The 15,242-nt window shown below is 65.1% G+C and carries 17 protein-coding genes, 1 tRNA gene and 1 riboswitch; of the genes, 9 read left to right on the top strand and 9 right to left on the bottom strand.

Going from position 1 to position 15,242, the window contains the following annotated elements; translation table 11 throughout:
• Positions 1 to 10 precede the first annotated feature (10 nt).
• Genes NCR37_RS10775 through NCR37_RS10765 form a run of 3 tightly spaced genes read left to right on the top strand, consistent with a single transcriptional unit; the run spans position 11 to position 3,857 of the window.
• Positions 11 to 1,189 carry an acetyl-CoA C-acyltransferase gene (locus NCR37_RS10775; RefSeq protein WP_250472981.1) on the top strand — a complete coding sequence of 393 codons (1,179 nt, stop codon included), beginning with the start codon at positions 11 to 13 and terminating at the stop codon, positions 1,187 to 1,189.
• A 14-nt stretch (positions 1,190 to 1,203) separates the two neighbouring features.
• Positions 1,204 to 3,066: an acyl-CoA dehydrogenase gene (locus tag NCR37_RS10770; RefSeq protein ID WP_250472980.1), complete on the top strand. Its 1,863-nt coding sequence runs from the start codon at positions 1,204 to 1,206 to the stop codon at positions 3,064 to 3,066.
• An 8-nt stretch (positions 3,067 to 3,074) separates the two neighbouring features.
• On the top strand, positions 3,075 to 3,857 hold the full coding sequence (locus NCR37_RS10765; protein WP_250472979.1) for an SDR family oxidoreductase: 783 nt from the start codon (positions 3,075 to 3,077) through the stop codon (positions 3,855 to 3,857).
• A gap of 110 nt (positions 3,858 to 3,967) precedes the next feature.
• On the opposite strand, the gene NCR37_RS10760 is transcribed toward NCR37_RS10765, so the two are convergent.
• The 9 genes from NCR37_RS10760 to NCR37_RS10720 all read right to left on the bottom strand — a co-directional run bounded on the left by NCR37_RS10760 (position 3,968) and on the right by NCR37_RS10720 (position 10,621).
• Positions 3,968 to 4,043 (bottom strand) — tRNA-Lys (locus tag NCR37_RS10760).
• A 145-nt stretch (positions 4,044 to 4,188) separates the two neighbouring features.
• Positions 4,189 to 4,938, bottom strand: coding sequence for a tol-pal system protein YbgF (ybgF, locus tag NCR37_RS10755; protein ID WP_250472978.1), 750 nt, complete (start codon positions 4,936 to 4,938; stop codon positions 4,189 to 4,191).
• Between the two features lie 36 nt (positions 4,939 to 4,974).
• Complete coding sequence (gene pal, locus NCR37_RS10750; protein WP_250472977.1) at positions 4,975 to 5,481, bottom strand: peptidoglycan-associated lipoprotein Pal; 507 nt, start codon at positions 5,479 to 5,481, stop codon at positions 4,975 to 4,977.
• 54 nt (positions 5,482 to 5,535) lie between these two features.
• A complete protein-coding gene (gene tolB / locus NCR37_RS10745) occupies positions 5,536 to 6,828 on the bottom strand; it encodes a Tol-Pal system beta propeller repeat protein TolB (protein WP_250472976.1) in 1,293 nt (430 codons plus the stop codon).
• Positions 6,829 to 6,934: 106 nt separating this feature from the next.
• The gene (gene tolA / locus NCR37_RS10740; protein WP_250472975.1) at positions 6,935 to 8,026 is read right to left on the bottom strand and encodes a cell envelope integrity protein TolA; all 1,092 of its coding nucleotides are present in this window, start codon (positions 8,024 to 8,026) and stop codon (positions 6,935 to 6,937) included.
• Positions 8,023 to 8,466 carry a protein TolR gene (gene tolR, locus NCR37_RS10735; protein ID WP_250472974.1) on the bottom strand — a complete coding sequence of 148 codons (444 nt, stop codon included), beginning with the start codon at positions 8,464 to 8,466 and terminating at the stop codon, positions 8,023 to 8,025. The genes tolA and tolR overlap by 4 nt, the downstream gene beginning before the upstream one ends.
• Before the next feature lie 12 nt (positions 8,467 to 8,478).
• Entirely contained in the window at positions 8,479 to 9,156 is a 678-nt protein-coding gene (gene tolQ, locus NCR37_RS10730; RefSeq protein ID WP_175944939.1) for a protein TolQ, read from the bottom strand.
• Positions 9,157 to 9,277: 121 nt separating this feature from the next.
• A complete protein-coding gene (gene ybgC / locus NCR37_RS10725) occupies positions 9,278 to 9,748 on the bottom strand; it encodes a tol-pal system-associated acyl-CoA thioesterase (protein WP_250472973.1) in 471 nt (156 codons plus the stop codon).
• A gap of 126 nt (positions 9,749 to 9,874) precedes the next feature.
• Positions 9,875 to 10,621, bottom strand: a complete 747-nt coding sequence (locus NCR37_RS10720; protein WP_250472972.1) for an SDR family NAD(P)-dependent oxidoreductase — start codon at positions 10,619 to 10,621, stop codon at positions 9,875 to 9,877.
• A gap of 221 nt (positions 10,622 to 10,842) precedes the next feature.
• A riboswitch (ZMP/ZTP riboswitch) is annotated at positions 10,843 to 10,941 on the top strand.
• Positions 10,942 to 11,089: 148 nt separating this feature from the next.
• Here NCR37_RS10720 and glyA point away from each other — a divergent pair.
• The 6 genes from glyA (at position 11,090) to NCR37_RS10690 (ending at position 15,222) form a co-directional block, all read left to right on the top strand.
• A complete protein-coding gene (glyA, locus tag NCR37_RS10715) occupies positions 11,090 to 12,337 on the top strand; it encodes a serine hydroxymethyltransferase (protein ID WP_250472971.1) in 1,248 nt (415 codons plus the stop codon).
• Between the two features lie 30 nt (positions 12,338 to 12,367).
• Positions 12,368 to 12,850 (top strand): transcriptional regulator NrdR, encoded by a 483-nt coding sequence (nrdR, locus tag NCR37_RS10710; RefSeq protein WP_175944931.1) that lies wholly within the window; start codon positions 12,368 to 12,370, stop codon positions 12,848 to 12,850.
• Between the two features lie 152 nt (positions 12,851 to 13,002).
• Complete coding sequence (locus NCR37_RS10705) at positions 13,003 to 13,569, top strand: GspH/FimT family pseudopilin (RefSeq protein WP_502800510.1); 567 nt, start codon at positions 13,003 to 13,005, stop codon at positions 13,567 to 13,569.
• Complete coding sequence (locus tag NCR37_RS10700) at positions 13,566 to 13,949, top strand: type IV pilus modification PilV family protein (protein ID WP_250472969.1); 384 nt, start codon at positions 13,566 to 13,568, stop codon at positions 13,947 to 13,949. Before NCR37_RS10705 ends, NCR37_RS10700 begins: the two co-directional genes overlap by 4 nt.
• Positions 13,946 to 14,725 carry a PilW family protein gene (locus NCR37_RS10695; RefSeq protein ID WP_250472968.1) on the top strand — a complete coding sequence of 260 codons (780 nt, stop codon included), beginning with the start codon at positions 13,946 to 13,948 and terminating at the stop codon, positions 14,723 to 14,725. The genes NCR37_RS10700 and NCR37_RS10695 overlap by 4 nt, the downstream gene beginning before the upstream one ends.
• Entirely contained in the window at positions 14,722 to 15,222 is a 501-nt protein-coding gene (locus NCR37_RS10690) for a pilus assembly PilX family protein (RefSeq protein WP_250472967.1), read from the top strand. Before NCR37_RS10695 ends, NCR37_RS10690 begins: the two co-directional genes overlap by 4 nt.
• Positions 15,223 to 15,242 lie beyond the last annotated feature (20 nt).

Raw genomic sequence — 15,242 nt, 5'->3', positions numbered from 1 at the left:
GGACCGAGACATGAACGAGGCAGTGATCGTATCGACCGCGCGCACCGCGCTGGCCAAAAGCTGGAAGGGCGCGTTCAACATGACGCACGGCGCGACGCTCGGCGCGCACGCGGTCCGGCACGCTATCTCCCGGGCGGGCATCGAGGCCGGCGAAGTCGAAGACGTGCTGATGGGCTGCGCGAACCCCGAAGGCGCGACGGGCGGCAACATCGGGCGTCAGATCGCGTTGCGGGCGGGCTGTCCCGTGACGGTGCCGGGCGCGACCATCAACCGCTTCTGCTCGTCCGGGCTGCAAAGCATCGCGATGGCCGCGCAGCGCGTGATGACAGGCGAAGGCGAGATTTACGCGGCAGGCGGCGTGGAAAGCATCTCGTGGACGCAGCGCCAGATGAATCTGGAGTACGCGAACGACCCGTGGCTCGCCGCGAACAAGCCTGAGATTTACTGGAGCATGCTGCAGACGGCGGAACAGGTCGCCAAACGCTACGGCATTTCGCGCGAGCGGCAGGACGAATACGGCGTGCGCAGCCAGCAGCGCGCGGCGGCGGCGCGCGAGGCGGGCCGCTTCGACCACGAAATCGTGCCGATGACCGTCACGGCGGGCGTCGTTGACCGCGCAACGGGCGACATCGTGAGCCGCGAAGTCACCATCGCCGCCGACGAAGGCATTCGCGCAGACACGACGATGGAAGGCGTCGCGAAGATTCGCAGCGCGCTGCCGGGCGGCGTCATATCGGCGGGCAACGCGTCGCAGTTCTCGGATGGCGCTTCCGCGTGCGTCGTGATGGATGCGCGCGTCGCCGCATCGAGGGGCATTGCGCCGCTCGGCGTGTTTCGCGGCTTCGCGGTGGCGGGCTGCGAGCCGGACGAAATGGGCATTGGACCGGTGTTCGCGGTGCCGAAGCTGTTGAAGAAAGCGGGCTTGACGGTTGACGACATCGGCTTGTGGGAGCTGAATGAGGCTTTCGCCGTGCAGGTCTTGTACTGCGCGGATACGCTCGGCATTCCGATGGAGCGGCTCAACGTGAACGGCGGCGCCATCGCGGTGGGGCATCCGTTCGGCGTGTCGGGCGCGCGGCTCGTCGGCCACGCGCTGATCGAAGGCAAACGCCGCGGTGTGAAGCACGTCGTCGTGACGATGTGCATCGGCGGCGGACAAGGCGCGGCCGGCCTCTTCGAAGTGCTTTGACAAGGACGAGAGACATGTCGTTGATCCTTTCCCGGCGCGATCTGAACTTTCTTCTGTACGAGTGGCTGAAGGTTCAGGCGCTGACCGAAATACCGCGCTATGCCGACCATTCGCGCGAAACCTTCGACGCGGCGCTCGATACCTGCGAGAAGATCGCCACCGATCTCTTCGCCACGCACAGCAAGAAGAGCGATCAGCAGGAGCCGCATTTCGACGGCGAGCGGGTGCATGTCATCCCCGAAGTGAAGACGGCGCTCTCCGCCTTCTGCGAAGCCGGGTTGATGGCTGCGGGACAGGACTACGACCTCGGTGGCATGCAGTTGCCGGTGGTCGTCGAGAAGGCGGGCTTCGCGTACTTCATCGGCGCGAACATCGGCACGGCGGCGTTTCCGTTTCTGACCATCGGCAACGCGAACCTGCTGCTCGCGCACGGCACGCCGAAGCAGATCGACACCTTCGTGCGGCCCGAAATGCAAGGGCGCTTTTTCGGCACGATGTGTCTGTCGGAGCCGCAGGCGGGTTCGTCGTTGTCGGACATCACGACGCGCGCCGAGTACGAGGGCGAATCGCCGCTCGGGGCGCAGTATCGGCTGCGCGGCAACAAGATGTGGATCTCGGGCGGCGAGCATGAACTGTCCGAGAACATCGTTCATCTGGTGCTCGCGAAGATTCCCGGTCCGGACGGCAAGCTGATTCCGGGCGTGAAGGGCATCTCGCTTTTCATCGTGCCCAAGTATCTCGTCAATGAACAAGGCTCCCTCGGTGAACGTAATGACGTCGTGCTCGCCGGACTCAATCACAAGATGGGTTATCGCGGCGTGACCAACTGCCTGCTGAATTTCGGCGAAGGCGTGCAGCATCGGCCGGGCGGCAAGGCGGGCGCGATCGGCTATCTCGTCGGCGAGGCGGGGCAGGGGCTGGCCTCCATGTTCCACATGATGAACGAGGCGCGCATCGGCGTCGGACTCGGCGCGGCGGCGCTCGGTTACACAGGCTATCTGCATGCGCTCGACTATGCGCGCAACCGGCCTCAGGGACGCGCGACGGGCCGCGCCGGCAAGGATCCGGCGAGCCCGCAGGTGAAGCTCGTCGAGCACGCGGACGTGCGCCGCATGCTGCTCGCGCAAAAGAGCTACGCGGAAGGCGGTCTCGCGCTGAACCTCTATTGCGCGAAGCTCGTGGATGAAGCGCGCGCCGCGCAAGCCGCCGGCGACGGCGAGAAGCACGAACGCCTGACGCTCCTTCTCGACATCCTGACGCCGATTGCGAAAAGCTGGCCGTCGCAATGGTGTCTCGAAGCGAACAACCTCGCGATCCAGGTCCACGGCGGTTACGGCTACACCCGCGAATACAACGTCGAGCAGTTCTATCGCGACAACCGTCTCAACGCGATCCATGAAGGCACGCACGGCATTCAGGCGCTGGACCTGCTCGGCCGCAAAGTGACGATGAAGGACGGCGCGGCGCTGCGGCTGCTCGTGGACCGCATGCACGCGAGCGCGGCGCGCGCATCGGCGACGGGCGATGCTGCGCTCATCAAGCACGCATCTGCTTTCGACGAATCGGTGACACGCCTCATGCACGTCACGCGCATGTTGTGGGCAGCGGGCGATCCGTCGGTGACGCTCGCGAACGCGTCGCTGTACATGGAGGCGTTCGGGCATGTGACCGTTGCGTGGATCTGGCTGGAACAGGCGCTGGCTGCACGCGCCGGACTCGCCGCCGCCCGCACCGATGACGACGCGGCGTTCTATCGCGGCAAGCTCGCCGCCGCCGCTTACTTCTTCCGATGGGAACTGCCGCGCGTCGGACCGCAGTTCGACTTGCTCGTGTCGCTGGACCGCACGACGCTCGACATGCAGGACGCGTGGTTTTAGGACACCGAATGCGGACCGTACAACAACTCTTCGACCTGAGAGACAAGACCGCGCTCGTCACAGGCGGCTCACGCGGGCTCGGCCTGCACATTGCCGAGGCATTGGGCGAGCAGGGCGCGCGCATCATGCTGTCCGCGCGCAAGCCGGACGAGCTCGATGCCGCCGCGAAGCATCTGCGCGCGCGTGGCGTCGATGCGCGCTGGATCGCGGCGGACGGCGCGCGGGAGGACGACATCGCCCGCCTCGCCGACGATGCGCTCGCCGCGCTCGGCCGCGTCGACATCCTCGTGAACAACGCGGGCGCGACATGGGGCGCGCCCGCCGAGGACTATCCGATCGCGGCGTGGGACAAGGTGATGAACCTGAACGTCCGCGGGCTCTTTCTGCTGACGCAGCGCATCGGCAAGCTGTCGATGATTCCGCGCCGCTATGGACGCGTCATCAACGTGGCGTCGATCTCGGGGCTCGCGGGCAACGCTCCCGGCACGATGGAGACCATCGCCTACAACACGTCCAAAGGCGCGGTCGTGAATTTCACGCGGACGCTTGCGGGCGAGTGGGGCGAGTACGGCATCACGGTGAACGCGCTCGCGCCCGGCTTCTTTCCATCGAAAATGACGCAAGGCTCGCTCGACCGGATGGGCGTCGAGCGCATGTGTGCGAGCATTCCGCTACACCGTCTCGGCGACGACGAAGACCTGAAGGGCGCCGCCGTGCTCTTCGCCAGCGATGCGGGCAAACATATAACCGGGCAGGTGCTGGCCGTGGATGGCGGGGTGAGTGCGGTGTAGGTTCGGTGTCTCGACTGCGGCCGCGTGCCGAAGCGTTCGATTCGTCGAGCGAACTAATTGCAGAAACGACAAAGGGTTACAGGCTTGCGCCTGTAACCCTTTGAATTCTTTGGTAGGCCGTGCGGGATTCGAACCTGCGACCAACGGATTAAAAGTCCGCTGCTCTACCAGCTGAGCTAACGACCCGAAGGAGGCGAAATTATAAGCGGCGATCTCGAATACTGTCAACCGTATATCGCCGTCACCCGCTCAAGAAAAACGCCCGCGGCATGCGTGCCCGCGAGCGTTCTTCAACGAGAGGCGCGGAACCGGAGAAGGTCGAAAGCTCCGCTTACTTCACCTGCGACATCTTGCTTTGCGCCGTCTGCGCGACTTCAGTGCCCGAATACTGCGAGATGATCTGTTGGAGCGTCTGCTTCGCAGCCGATTTCTGGCCCTGTTCGATCTGGTTATTCGCGATTGCGAGCAACGCTTCGGGTGCTCGCGGATGCGTGGGGTACGTCTTCACCAGATTCTGCCAGATCGCGGTCGAGCCCTTGTAGTCGCGCTGCGCATACAACGCATTGCCGAGCCAGTACTGCGCGGTCGGCTGATACGGGCTTTGCGGGTACTTCGCGACGAACGCCTTGAACGACGCTGCGGCGCTCTTGTAATCACCGTTACGGAACTCCGTCGACGCTGCGTTGAACGCTTCCGTCTCGCCAGGCTGCACCGAACCCGTCACTCCGTCGATAGTTTGCTGCTGCGGCTCAAACTTCTTCAAGCGCGTATCGAGGTCGGCGTAATAGTCCTTCTGCTGCTTTTGCAGCGTGGCCACCTGGTTCGCCAGGTCCTCGTTCTGGCCGCGAACCGTCGCGAGCTGCTGATTCAGCTGGTCGAGACGATTCTGCTGATCGAGGATCGTGCGCTGCGCAGCCTGCAACTGATTCGTGAGGCCATCGGTCTTGGTGCGCAGATCGAGCACGGCTTTGCGCGCTTCGTTGTCGTCGAAGACGCCGGCGTGCGCGGGCACGCTGAGCATTGCCGAACCGGCTACACACGCGGCTGCGGCAGCGCGCAGCAAGGGAAAGCGATACAACATAGGGCGACTCACCCGTGACTGGTTACGTTAGTTCGATTACTGCTGATACACGAGATCCGCACGGCGGTTCTGCGCGTACGACGAGTCGTCGTGACCCGTCGCCATCGGCTTTTCCTTGCCGAGGCTCACGGCTTCCATCTGCGAATCGGCCACGCCCATCAGCGACATCGCGCGACGCACGGCTTCCGCGCGCTTCTGGCCGAGCGCGAGGTTGTACTCGCTCGTGCCGCGTTCGTCGGTGTTGCCCTGAATCAGGACGTGACGCTCCGGATGGCTCTTCAGATACGACGAATGTTGTTGCAGCAGCGGCTGATAGTCGTCCTTCACGGCATAGCTGTCGAAGTCGAAATAGATGCTGCGCTTGGCGAGCGGGCTGTTCGGATCGTTCAGCGGGTCGATGTTGACTTGCTTCACGTCCGTCGGGTTGGGCTGCGTGCTCACCGCGCCCTTGTTTGCGCCTTCATCGAGCTTCACGCCCGAATGACACGCGGCCAATGCGCCGACCATTGCAACTGCCAGGCCGATACGGAGTTTCGACATCATGGTACCTCTCCTTGTGTTGTAGCTGAACGTTGTAGGTGAAACGTATTGCTGGACTTATTGCATGAACGGACCCCAGGACGGCTCGCGCACCGCGCCGCCCTGTACGGACAAGACTTGCCGCGTGCGACCATCGGTCGACACGGCTGCCAACACGCCACGTCCGTTCACTTGGGTGGCGTAGAGGATGTACTGACCATTCGCCGCGAAGCTCGGCGATTCGTCATGCGTCGTGTCGGTCAGCCCCGTTGCCGTGCCGGACGCGAGGTCCTGCAAATACAGCTTGAAGCCGCCGCCGGTGCGCGAAATGTACGCGAGTTGCTTGCCGTCCGGGCTCACGCGCGGGCTCGTGTTGTAGCTGCCCGTGAATGTGACCCGCTGGGCCGCGCCGGCAGATTCCCCCGCCGCCGGCATCTTGTAGATCTGCGGTTGGCCGCCGCGATCGCTCGTGAAATAGATGGAGTTGCCATCGGGCGAGTAGGCCGGCTCGGTATCGATGGAACTGCCTTGTGTCAGACGGCGCAGGCCGGTGCCGTCCGCGTTGACTTCGAAAACCTGCGTATTGCCGGTGCGCGACAGCGCGACCGCGAGCTTGCGGCCGTCAGGCGACCACGCCGGCGCGCTGTTGTTGCCCTTCTGATTCGACACGACGATGCGGCGTCCCGTCGGCAGGTCGTGTATGTAGACGACCGGCTTCTTCTTTTCGAACGATACGTAGGCGACCTTCGTGCCGTCCGGCGACCACGCCGGCGAGATGATCGGTTCCGGGCTGGAGAGGGCGATCTTCGCGTCCTGGCCGTCCGAATCCGAAATCTGCAACTGATAACGCCCGCCCGTCTGAATGACGTACGACAGGCGCGTGGCGAATACGCCCCGGCCGCCGAGCAGCTTGGCGTAGATGTAATCCGCGATCTTGTGCGCGCTCATGCGCAGGCCGCTTTCCGCGCTGACGAGCGACAGGCCGCCGAGATTCTGCTGCTTCACCGTGTCATAGAGGCGAAAGCGCACTTCGTACTGGCCGTTCGACAGGCGCGTGACGCTGCCCGACACGAACGCGTCCGCGCCCTTGGCCTTCCACGCGCCGAGATCGACGGATTCGGTTTCCGCAACCGGCGTGCTGCCCGCGTCGATGTTCGTGAACTTGCCGCTGCGCTGCAGATCCTGACGAATGATCGCGCTGATCTGCTGCGGCGAGCTCGCCTCGTTGGCGAAATTGGCCGTCGCGATCGGGAACTGAGTCGAACCGACGCCGGTGACGAGCACGTTCAACTGGGCGTGCGCGGCGGTGCCGGCTGCGATCAGGCAGGATGCGACCAGCGTTCTCAGGCCAAGCTTCGTCATCAAACTCATGCTGTTTAGGTTCCGAAAAAAGCGTTTTCAAGTGTCTGGGGAATGCAGAACAGACCCCCGGTTGCACGATTCGTTCCCAGCGCAAAGCGCCTCAAACGCGGGCCGATCAGCCTCCCGCCGGGCGCAGCGTGATGGTGAAATGATCGGGCGCCTTGCCGTCGACATCGACGGGCATCGGGTCCGAACGCTGCACCGCGCGAAGCGCCGCCTGATCCCATTGCTCGTTGCCGCTCGACCGGCTGATGCTTGCCGAGAGCAGCGTGCCCGACGGCGAACAACGGACCGACACGACGGTTTCGAGCCCTGCGGTCTCACCCGCCCAGACGATGTTCGGCCGCACGCGCCGCTGCACCTTCTCGGCATAGCCGGGCGAGGTCGCGTTGCCGCCCGCGCCGCGGCCCGTGCCGCTCTTCGCGAGCCCTTCGCCGCTCGAACTCGTGCCGCCGCCCAACTGGCCTTGCAGCGCGGCGAGCCGCGCACGGCGCTCGGCGTCCACCTTCGCCTTCGCTTCCGCGTCGGCCTTCGCCTTTGCCTGTGCCTTGGCTTTCGCTTCGGCGTCGGCCTTCGCGCGGGCTTCCTTCTGCGCCTGCTGTTGCTCGGCCTTGAGCTGTTCCGCCTTCTGCGCCTCAGCTTGTTGCTGGCGTTCCTTCTCTTGCTGCGCCTTGGCTTGCTGTTGCTTTTGCAGTTCCGCCTGACGCTGCTTCTCGACCTGCTTCTGCTTGTCCTGCATCGCCTTCTGCGCCGCGGCGGCTGCGGCCGCTTGCGCGGCCAGTTGTTGCTGGCGTTTCGCCTCGGCTTCCTGCTGCGCCTGCTGCTGCTCGCGACGCTGCTCGGCAAGCTGTGCCTCGCGCGCGGCGGCTTCCTGCTGCTTGCGCTTCTTCTCCTGCAACGCGATGTCCGCCTGCTCGTCTCTCGCGGGCGGCGGCGCGGGCTGCACTTTTGCGGGCGCGGGCGGCGGAGGAGCGGGGCGCGGCGTCGGCGCGGACATGTCGGGAATGTCGGTCCAGATTTCCGCTTCCGCGCCGGCCGGCGTGTTGTTCTGCCAGTTGATGCCGTGATAAAGCAGCCAGCCGAGCAGCAAATGCATGACGGCCGCGAGCGCGAACGCCTTGCCCGTGCCTCGCTCGCGCGGCGGACGGATGGGCCGCGCGGAACGCGCGCGCGCCTGCTGGGGCTGGCCGGTGCGACGATCGATCATTGCGATTTGACGAGCAATCCAACGCGCTTCACGCCGCGCGCTTTCATATCGGACATCACATCCATGACGACCTCATACTTCACCGTCTTGTCCGCCGCGATCACGACCGGCTGATCCGGGTGCGACTCCTGACGATTGAGCACGAATGCGTTGAGATCGCCCTTCGTCATTCTCTGCTCTTGCGTCGCGCCGCCTTCTTCCTTGTAGCGCACGTTCATGCTGCCGTCCGCCTTGATGTTGATGACGAGCGGCGGCTGCTGTTCCTGCGGCTGCGCATTGCCGACGGTCGGCAGATTGATGATCGAAGGCGACACGAGCGGGGCGGTCACCATGAAGATGACGAGCAGCACGAGCATCACGTCGATATACGGCACGACGTTGATGTCGGCCATTGCGCGGCGCGAGCTGCCGCGCATGCTGGAACGGATCGGGCCTGCCATCGCGGACTCCTGTTAGTGCGCCTGACGCTGCAAGATGTTCGAGAACTCTTCGATGAAGGTCTCGAAGCGGATCGCCAGACGGTCGATGTCGTGTGCGTAGCGGTTGTAGGCGACCACGGCGGGAATCGCGGCGAACAGGCCGATCGCGGTGGCGACGAGCGCCTCGGCGATGCCCGGCGCGACGTTCGCGAGCGTCGCCTGCTGCACGTTGGCGAGTCCGCGGAAGGAATTCATGATGCCCCAGACCGTGCCGAACAAGCCGATATACGGACTCACCGAGCCGACCGACGCGAGGAACGCGAGGTTCGCTTCGAGCACGTCCATTTCGCGCTGGAACGCGGCGCGCATGGCACGGCGCGAGCCGTCGAGAATCGCGCTCGGATCGGTGATGCGGCGCTCCTTGCCCTTCAGGAATTCGCGCATGCCCGACTCGAAGATACGCTCGAGCGCGCCGATGGTGTGACGGTTGTTCGCGGCGCTCTGGTACAGCGCCTGAAGGTCGCCGCCCGACCAGAAATCGCGTTCGAAGCGCTCCGTCTGCGCACGCGCGCGGCGAATGGCGAACCACTTGCGGAAGATGAAGGTCCACGACAGAAGCGACAGAACCAGCAAGAGCGCCATCACGGCCTGCGCGAGCACGCTGGCATGGACGACGAGAGATACGATCGACAGGTCTTGTGTATTGTTCATAAAGGTCCGCTGTTACTTCCCGGAAAACGGGTCCGGTCGGAGCGTCAGGCTTTCGTGAATGAGATGTGAACGGAACGAAAGCCGCGCCTGAAGCCGGCTCTTTCTCGATTGTCTTGCTCTGCTAAACACAGCTGGGTCCGCCATTCGGCGCAATGGGTGCATCGGCTGACTGCGCCGCAGGAGCGCCGCGCCGGAGTCCGTCGAGGACGGCTGCCGGAATGCCCGCGGGCCGAATGGATGCGCGATCCACCGACGCCACGCGAATCTCGCCGCTCGCGAGCAGCACGCCGTCGCGCCATGCTTCCTGATGAAAGTCCACCGACGCGCGCCCGAGCCGCTCGATATGGCTGACCACGCGGATCACGTCGTCGAGGCGGGCGGGCGCTGAATAATCGACGGACGTCCTTTTCACGACGAACACGATGCCGTCCGATTCCGCGAGGCGCTGCTGGTCGATGCCGCACGCGCGCAGCCATTCGGTACGCGCACGCTCGAAGAACTTCAGGTAATTCGCGTAGAAAACGATGCCGCCGGCGTCGATGTCCTCGTAGTACACGCGAATCGGCCACTCGAAAATCGACGGATTGCTCACCTGCGCGCCGCTCCGCTTGCGCCGGGCCTTCTCGGACCGCTGCGGTTCGCTTTTTGACAGATATTCATCCGCGGCATTTTACCGGAACCCGCTAAGTGCTCGCCAAATCCTCAGGCAGTTTGCCGCTCAGCCGCGGTGAATTTGCAACGGTCCGAACGTCTGCGCGACCGGCATCAGTTCGATCGTGTTGATGTTCACGTGCGCCGGCCGCGTGGCGATCCAGTAGATGGCGTCCGCGATGTCCTCGGGCGTGAGCGGCTGCACGTCCTTGTAGACGGACGCGGCCTTGTCGTCGTCGCCCTTGAAGCGCACATTCGAGAATTCGGTGCCGCCGCACAGGCCCGGCTCGATATCGGTCACGCGCAGCGCGGTGCCCGCGAGGTCCGCGCGCAGGTTCAGGCTGAACTGCCGCACGAACGCCTTGGTCGCGCCGTATACGTTGCCGCCGGGATATGGGTACGTGGCCGCCACCGAGCCGAGATTGAACACGTGGCCGCGATTGCGCTCGACCATGCCCGGCAAGATCGCGTGCGTGACCGCCGCGAGACCGGTGCAGTTCGTCTCGATCATGTTCTTCCAGTCGTCGAAATTCGCGCGCTGGGCGGGTTCGAGGCCGAGCGCGAGGCCGGCGTTGTTCACCAGCACGTCGATCTGCGCGAAGCCGTCAGGCAGCGATGCGATGGCGTTTCGCACGGCGCTTTCGTCGCGCACGTCGATTTCGACGGGCAACAACGCGTCGCCGAGTTCCTTCGACAGCGCGTCGAGGCGTTCCTTGCGACGCGCCGCCGCGACGACGCGATGGCCGCCCTTGACGAAAGCGCGCGCGATGGCGGCGCCGAAGCCGGCAGACGCGCCGGTGACGAAGACGATCATGGTCGAGCTCCGATTGGAGATAAGCGATAGGCCGAACCGGGCGGCGCGCGGGCACGCATCCGGCAACGGCGCAAAGGGTACTTCCATTGATGCCAGGCGGCAAGCGACCGCGCACGCGAACGACCGTGCTTCCCGGCGCAGCCACGCACCGCAAAAGAGGCCCGCGAAGGGGCCCGGAGGCCGGTTGCCTAAAGCCCGGCCGCCCATTAAACTACAACGCTCAAACCCCGCGTGACTGGCGATAGAATCTTCGGATTCAAGGTGGAACGACCCACTAGGAAGCGCGGAGCGTCGTTTTGCCGTTCGCCTGGGCAGCTGAGATCCGCGCGCCGTCGCTGCGTTGCCGGTGGCTGTCCGTTCCGCGAAACCGGATTCTTCCCTCATCCGCCGCGTCTGGACTTCATCGGTGTCCAGCCTTTCGTGCGCCCGCGCGATCCGGTCAACCTGTTTTGATCTCACGGAAAACGTATGTTCGACAGAGCCGAAAGTACCCTTGCCAAAGTCGATCCCGAATTGCTCAAGGCCATCGAGCAGGAAAACCGCCGGCAGGAAGAGCACATCGAGCTGATCGCCTCGGAAAACTACACGAGCCCGGCCGTCATGGCCGCGCAGGGTTCGCAACTCACGAACAAATACGCGGAAGGCTACCCGGGCAAGCGCTACTACGGCGGTTGCGAGTACGTGGATATCGTCGAGCAGCTGGCCATCGACCGCGTGAAGCAACTTTTCGGCGCAGAAGCCGCGAACGTGCAGCCGAACTCCGGCTCGCAGGCGAACCAGGGCGTGTTCTTCGCCGTCCTGAAGCCGGGCGACACGATCATGGGCATGAGCCTCGCCGAAGGCGGGCACCTCACGCACGGCTCGCCGGTGAACATGTCGGGCAAGTGGTTCAACGTCGTGAGCTACGGCCTGAACGAAGCCGAAGACATCGATTACGAAAAGACCGAGGCGCTCGCCAAGGAACATAAGCCGAAGCTGATCGTCGCGGGCGCGTCGGCGTTCGCGCTGCGCATCGACTTCGAGCGTCTCTCGAAGATCGCGAAGAGCGTCGGCGCTTACTTCATGGTCGACATGGCGCATTACGCGGGTCTCGTCGCCGCCGGCCTGTATCCGAACCCGGTGCCGCACGCGGATTTCGTCACGACGACCACGCACAAGAGCCTGCGCGGCCCGCGCGGCGGCGTCATCCTGATGAAGGCGGAATTCGAGAAGCAGATCAATTCGGCCATCTTCCCCGGCATTCAGGGCGGCCCGCTGATGCACGTGATCGCCGCCAAGGCCGTCGCGTTCAAGGAAGCTCTCGCGCCCGAGTTCAAGACGTATCAGCAAGCCGTGCTCGACAATGCTCGCGTGCTGGCCGAGACGCTCGTCAAGCGCGGACTGCGCATCGTGTCGGGCCGCACCGAAAGTCACGTGATGCTGGTCGACCTGCGCGCGAAAAAGATCACAGGCAAGGCCGCGGAAGCCGCGCTCGGCGCAGCGCATATCACGGTGAACAAGAACGCGATCCCGAACGATCCGGAAAAGCCCTTTGTCACGAGCGGCGTGCGTCTCGGTTCGCCCGCCATGACCACGCGCGGCTTCGGCGTGAAGGAAGCTGAAATCGTCGGCAACCTGATCGCGGACGTGCTGGACAATCCGGAAGACCAGGCGACCATCGAGCGCGTGCGCGCGCAAGTGGCCGATCTGACCAAGCGTTTCCCGGTCTACCGTTAATCCCCTAGCCCAGTCCCGAGACACGCCGCGATGCGCTGCCCGTTCTGCCGACACGAAGACACTCAGGTCGTCGATTCCCGCGTGTCGGAAGACGGCGCTGCCATCCGGCGGCGTCGGCGCTGTCCTGCGTGCGACAAGCGTTTCACCACGTACGAGCGCGTGGAGCTTGCGTTGCCGTCCGTCGTCAAGAAAGACGGCAGCCGCACCGAGTTCGACCGGCGCAAGATCGTCGCCAGCATGAAGCTCGCGCTGCGCAAGCGGCCGGTCGCGGCCGACGCCATCGACGCCGCCGTTGCGCGCATCGAATATCAGCTGCTCGGCAGCGGCGAGCGCGAAGTGCAGAGCGAGCGTCTCGGCGAGCTCGTGATGAACGAATTGCGCCAGCTCGACACCATCGCCTACGTGCGGTTCGCATCCGTCTATAAGCGCTTCGAGGACGTTTCCGAGTTCGAAGACGTGCTCGAGGAATTCCGCCGCGCCGCGCCCAAGAAATCCGCTTCCCGTAAGCGTTGATTCGTGCTGCATTCGCCCTCCGCAAGGTTTTCTCGCATTCCCGCGCAAAGTCTGCCTGGCGAAAACCAACCTGAACACTAGGCCGTTCGGCTAATGGCGGCGCGCGTCGCTTCCCGATAGATTCAGCGTTCTTCAACTCGAATCGTTCAGGGATGCAGATGAATCGCGCTTCCTTATGTGGCATCAGCGGCATCAGCGGCTTCACGCTGGTCGAACTTTGCGTCGTGCTGGCCGTCATGGCGATCATCGCGACATTCTCGGCACCGTCGTTCTTCGCCTGGCAGATGCGCGATCAGGTCGATGCCCGGGCGCGCTCCTTCTTTTCGACGCTTTCGCTCGCGCGAACCGAAGCACTTCGGCGCGGCGCGCGCGTGACGCTGTGCCGGATCGACGCCGCGCGCCACTGCCTTGCATCGGGCAAAGGCTGCGATGGCGGCATCACGGACTGGTCCTGCGGCTGGGGGCTCTTCGTCGATCGCGACGGCGCGCCTGCGCTGCTGCGCGTTGAGCCGGCCATGTCTTCCATCGCCATCGCGGGCGCGGCCACCGATCTCTCCTTCACGCCGCCGTCGGGTCAGGTGATCGGCGGCTTTCGCAGCTTCGACTTTTCCCCGCGCAGCGCCGATCCCGCTGGCAATTCCTCAGCGCGCCGCTGCATCCGCATCGCGGCGGGCGGGCGGCCGCGCATCACCCAGGGCGCCTGCGGAGCATCGGCATGAAGACGGCGCAAAGCGGCGATTCGCTGGTGGAAGTGATGATCGCGCTCGCGCTCGCCGCCGTGACGGCGCTCGGAATCGTCGCGGTGCAGAGCGCGTTCGCGAGGGGCGAGCGGCTCGCGTTGCTGCGCGAGCGCGCGACGCTCATCGCCGATTCGGTCGCGGAAGGCATTCGCAGCGACGCGGATCGCGCGGCGGTCCTGTCGCAATGGCAGGCGATAGCGTCCTCGACCTTGCCCGATGGCGATGTCGCCGTGCTAGACCGCGCAGACGGCGTGCGCGTCGCGACCGTCAGCTGGCACGCCGACGACCGCGCCGATCCGTGCCCCGAGCCGCAAGCGAAGCCGCTCGCATCGTGCATTGCCGTGGCATTCGCGCGATGACGCCCCGTTCCATTCCCCCACGCGGCCACACGCTCGTCGAGCTCGCGATATCGCTCGCGCTCGGCATGTTGATCGTGCTGGCCATGCTGTCGCTGTATCGCGGTCAGCGCGCGGCGTTCGAACGCGCCACCGACGCCGCGCGCATGCACGACGCCGGCGTGTCCGCGCTCGACCTCATCGCGCAGCAGATGCAGATAGCGGGCTTCGGGGCAACGCGCGCCGACGCCGCGCTATTCGGCTGCTCGCAGGCGCGCGTGGTCGGCGCGGACACGGCGGCGTCGTGCGAGTCGCTGACGAGCCGGTCCGACGGCGTGCAGGTGCGCTATGCAGCCGACACGGTTTCGACGTGGCCGACATCGGCGGGCGCGCCGACGGACTGCATCGGCCAGTCGGTGGCGGATGCCTTTGTCGGCAACCGCTTCTATGCGAAGGCCAGTGCGTCAACGGGCGAGCCGGAACTGTATTGCGAGGGCAGTGGCAAGCAGGCGCAGCCGCTGGTCGAGGGCATCGAGCGAATTCGAGTTTCGTACTGGCTAGCGGGCGCGTCGAGCGCGGTGGACGCTTCCGCGATCCCGCGCGACCGTTGGCCCGATGTTCGCGCCGCCGACCTGTGCGTGCTCGTGCGAGGGTTCGCGGCCGCGAGACAGCGCCGGACGAACTACGTGGATTGCACCGGCGCACCCGCCGTCGCCGACGATGCGCGCATGCATCAGGCGTTCTGGCGTCGCATTCAGATTCGCAATGCAGCTCCGGCGAATCAAGGAGGCGGGGCATGAACCGTCGCGCGTTGTCTCGCGGCACGGCGCTGCCCATTGTCCTGCTGCTCGCGGCGATCATTCTCGTCACGGCGAGCGCATGGCTGCAAACGTCGCTCGTGGCGGCGCGCACGACCGTCGCGGCGCGCGAGCGCGTGCAGGCGTTCCATGCGGCGGACAGCGCGCTTATTCGATGCAGCCACATGCTGTCGGCGGCGTTGCAGTCAACCGCGCCTGCGGATCAGGAGCCGGCGCGCTGGCGGCTGAAGGCGTCGTTCGAAGGCGCGTCGGCGCTCGCCGTCGCGCCATACGCGTCGTGGCCGTACGCAATGCGTCCGCCGCAATGCCTGATCGAGACGTGGTCGCGCTCCGGTCAGTCGTCGATCGCGTCCTATCTGATCACGGCGCGCGGCTTCGGCGCGGCGTCGCAGACCGAAGCCTGGCTGCAACTGCGCATCGACTCGGCTAACGGCACCGTCACGCAACAGTGGCGCCGCGTCGCGGGCAAACCCTTCTAAGGAGAGCCAAGGATGAGCCG

The organism is Caballeronia sp. GAFFF1 (assembly GCF_023630705.1).
Classification (GTDB): Bacteria; Pseudomonadota; Gammaproteobacteria; order Burkholderiales; family Burkholderiaceae; genus Caballeronia.
This window is presented reverse-complemented; position numbering and strand designations above follow the sequence as displayed.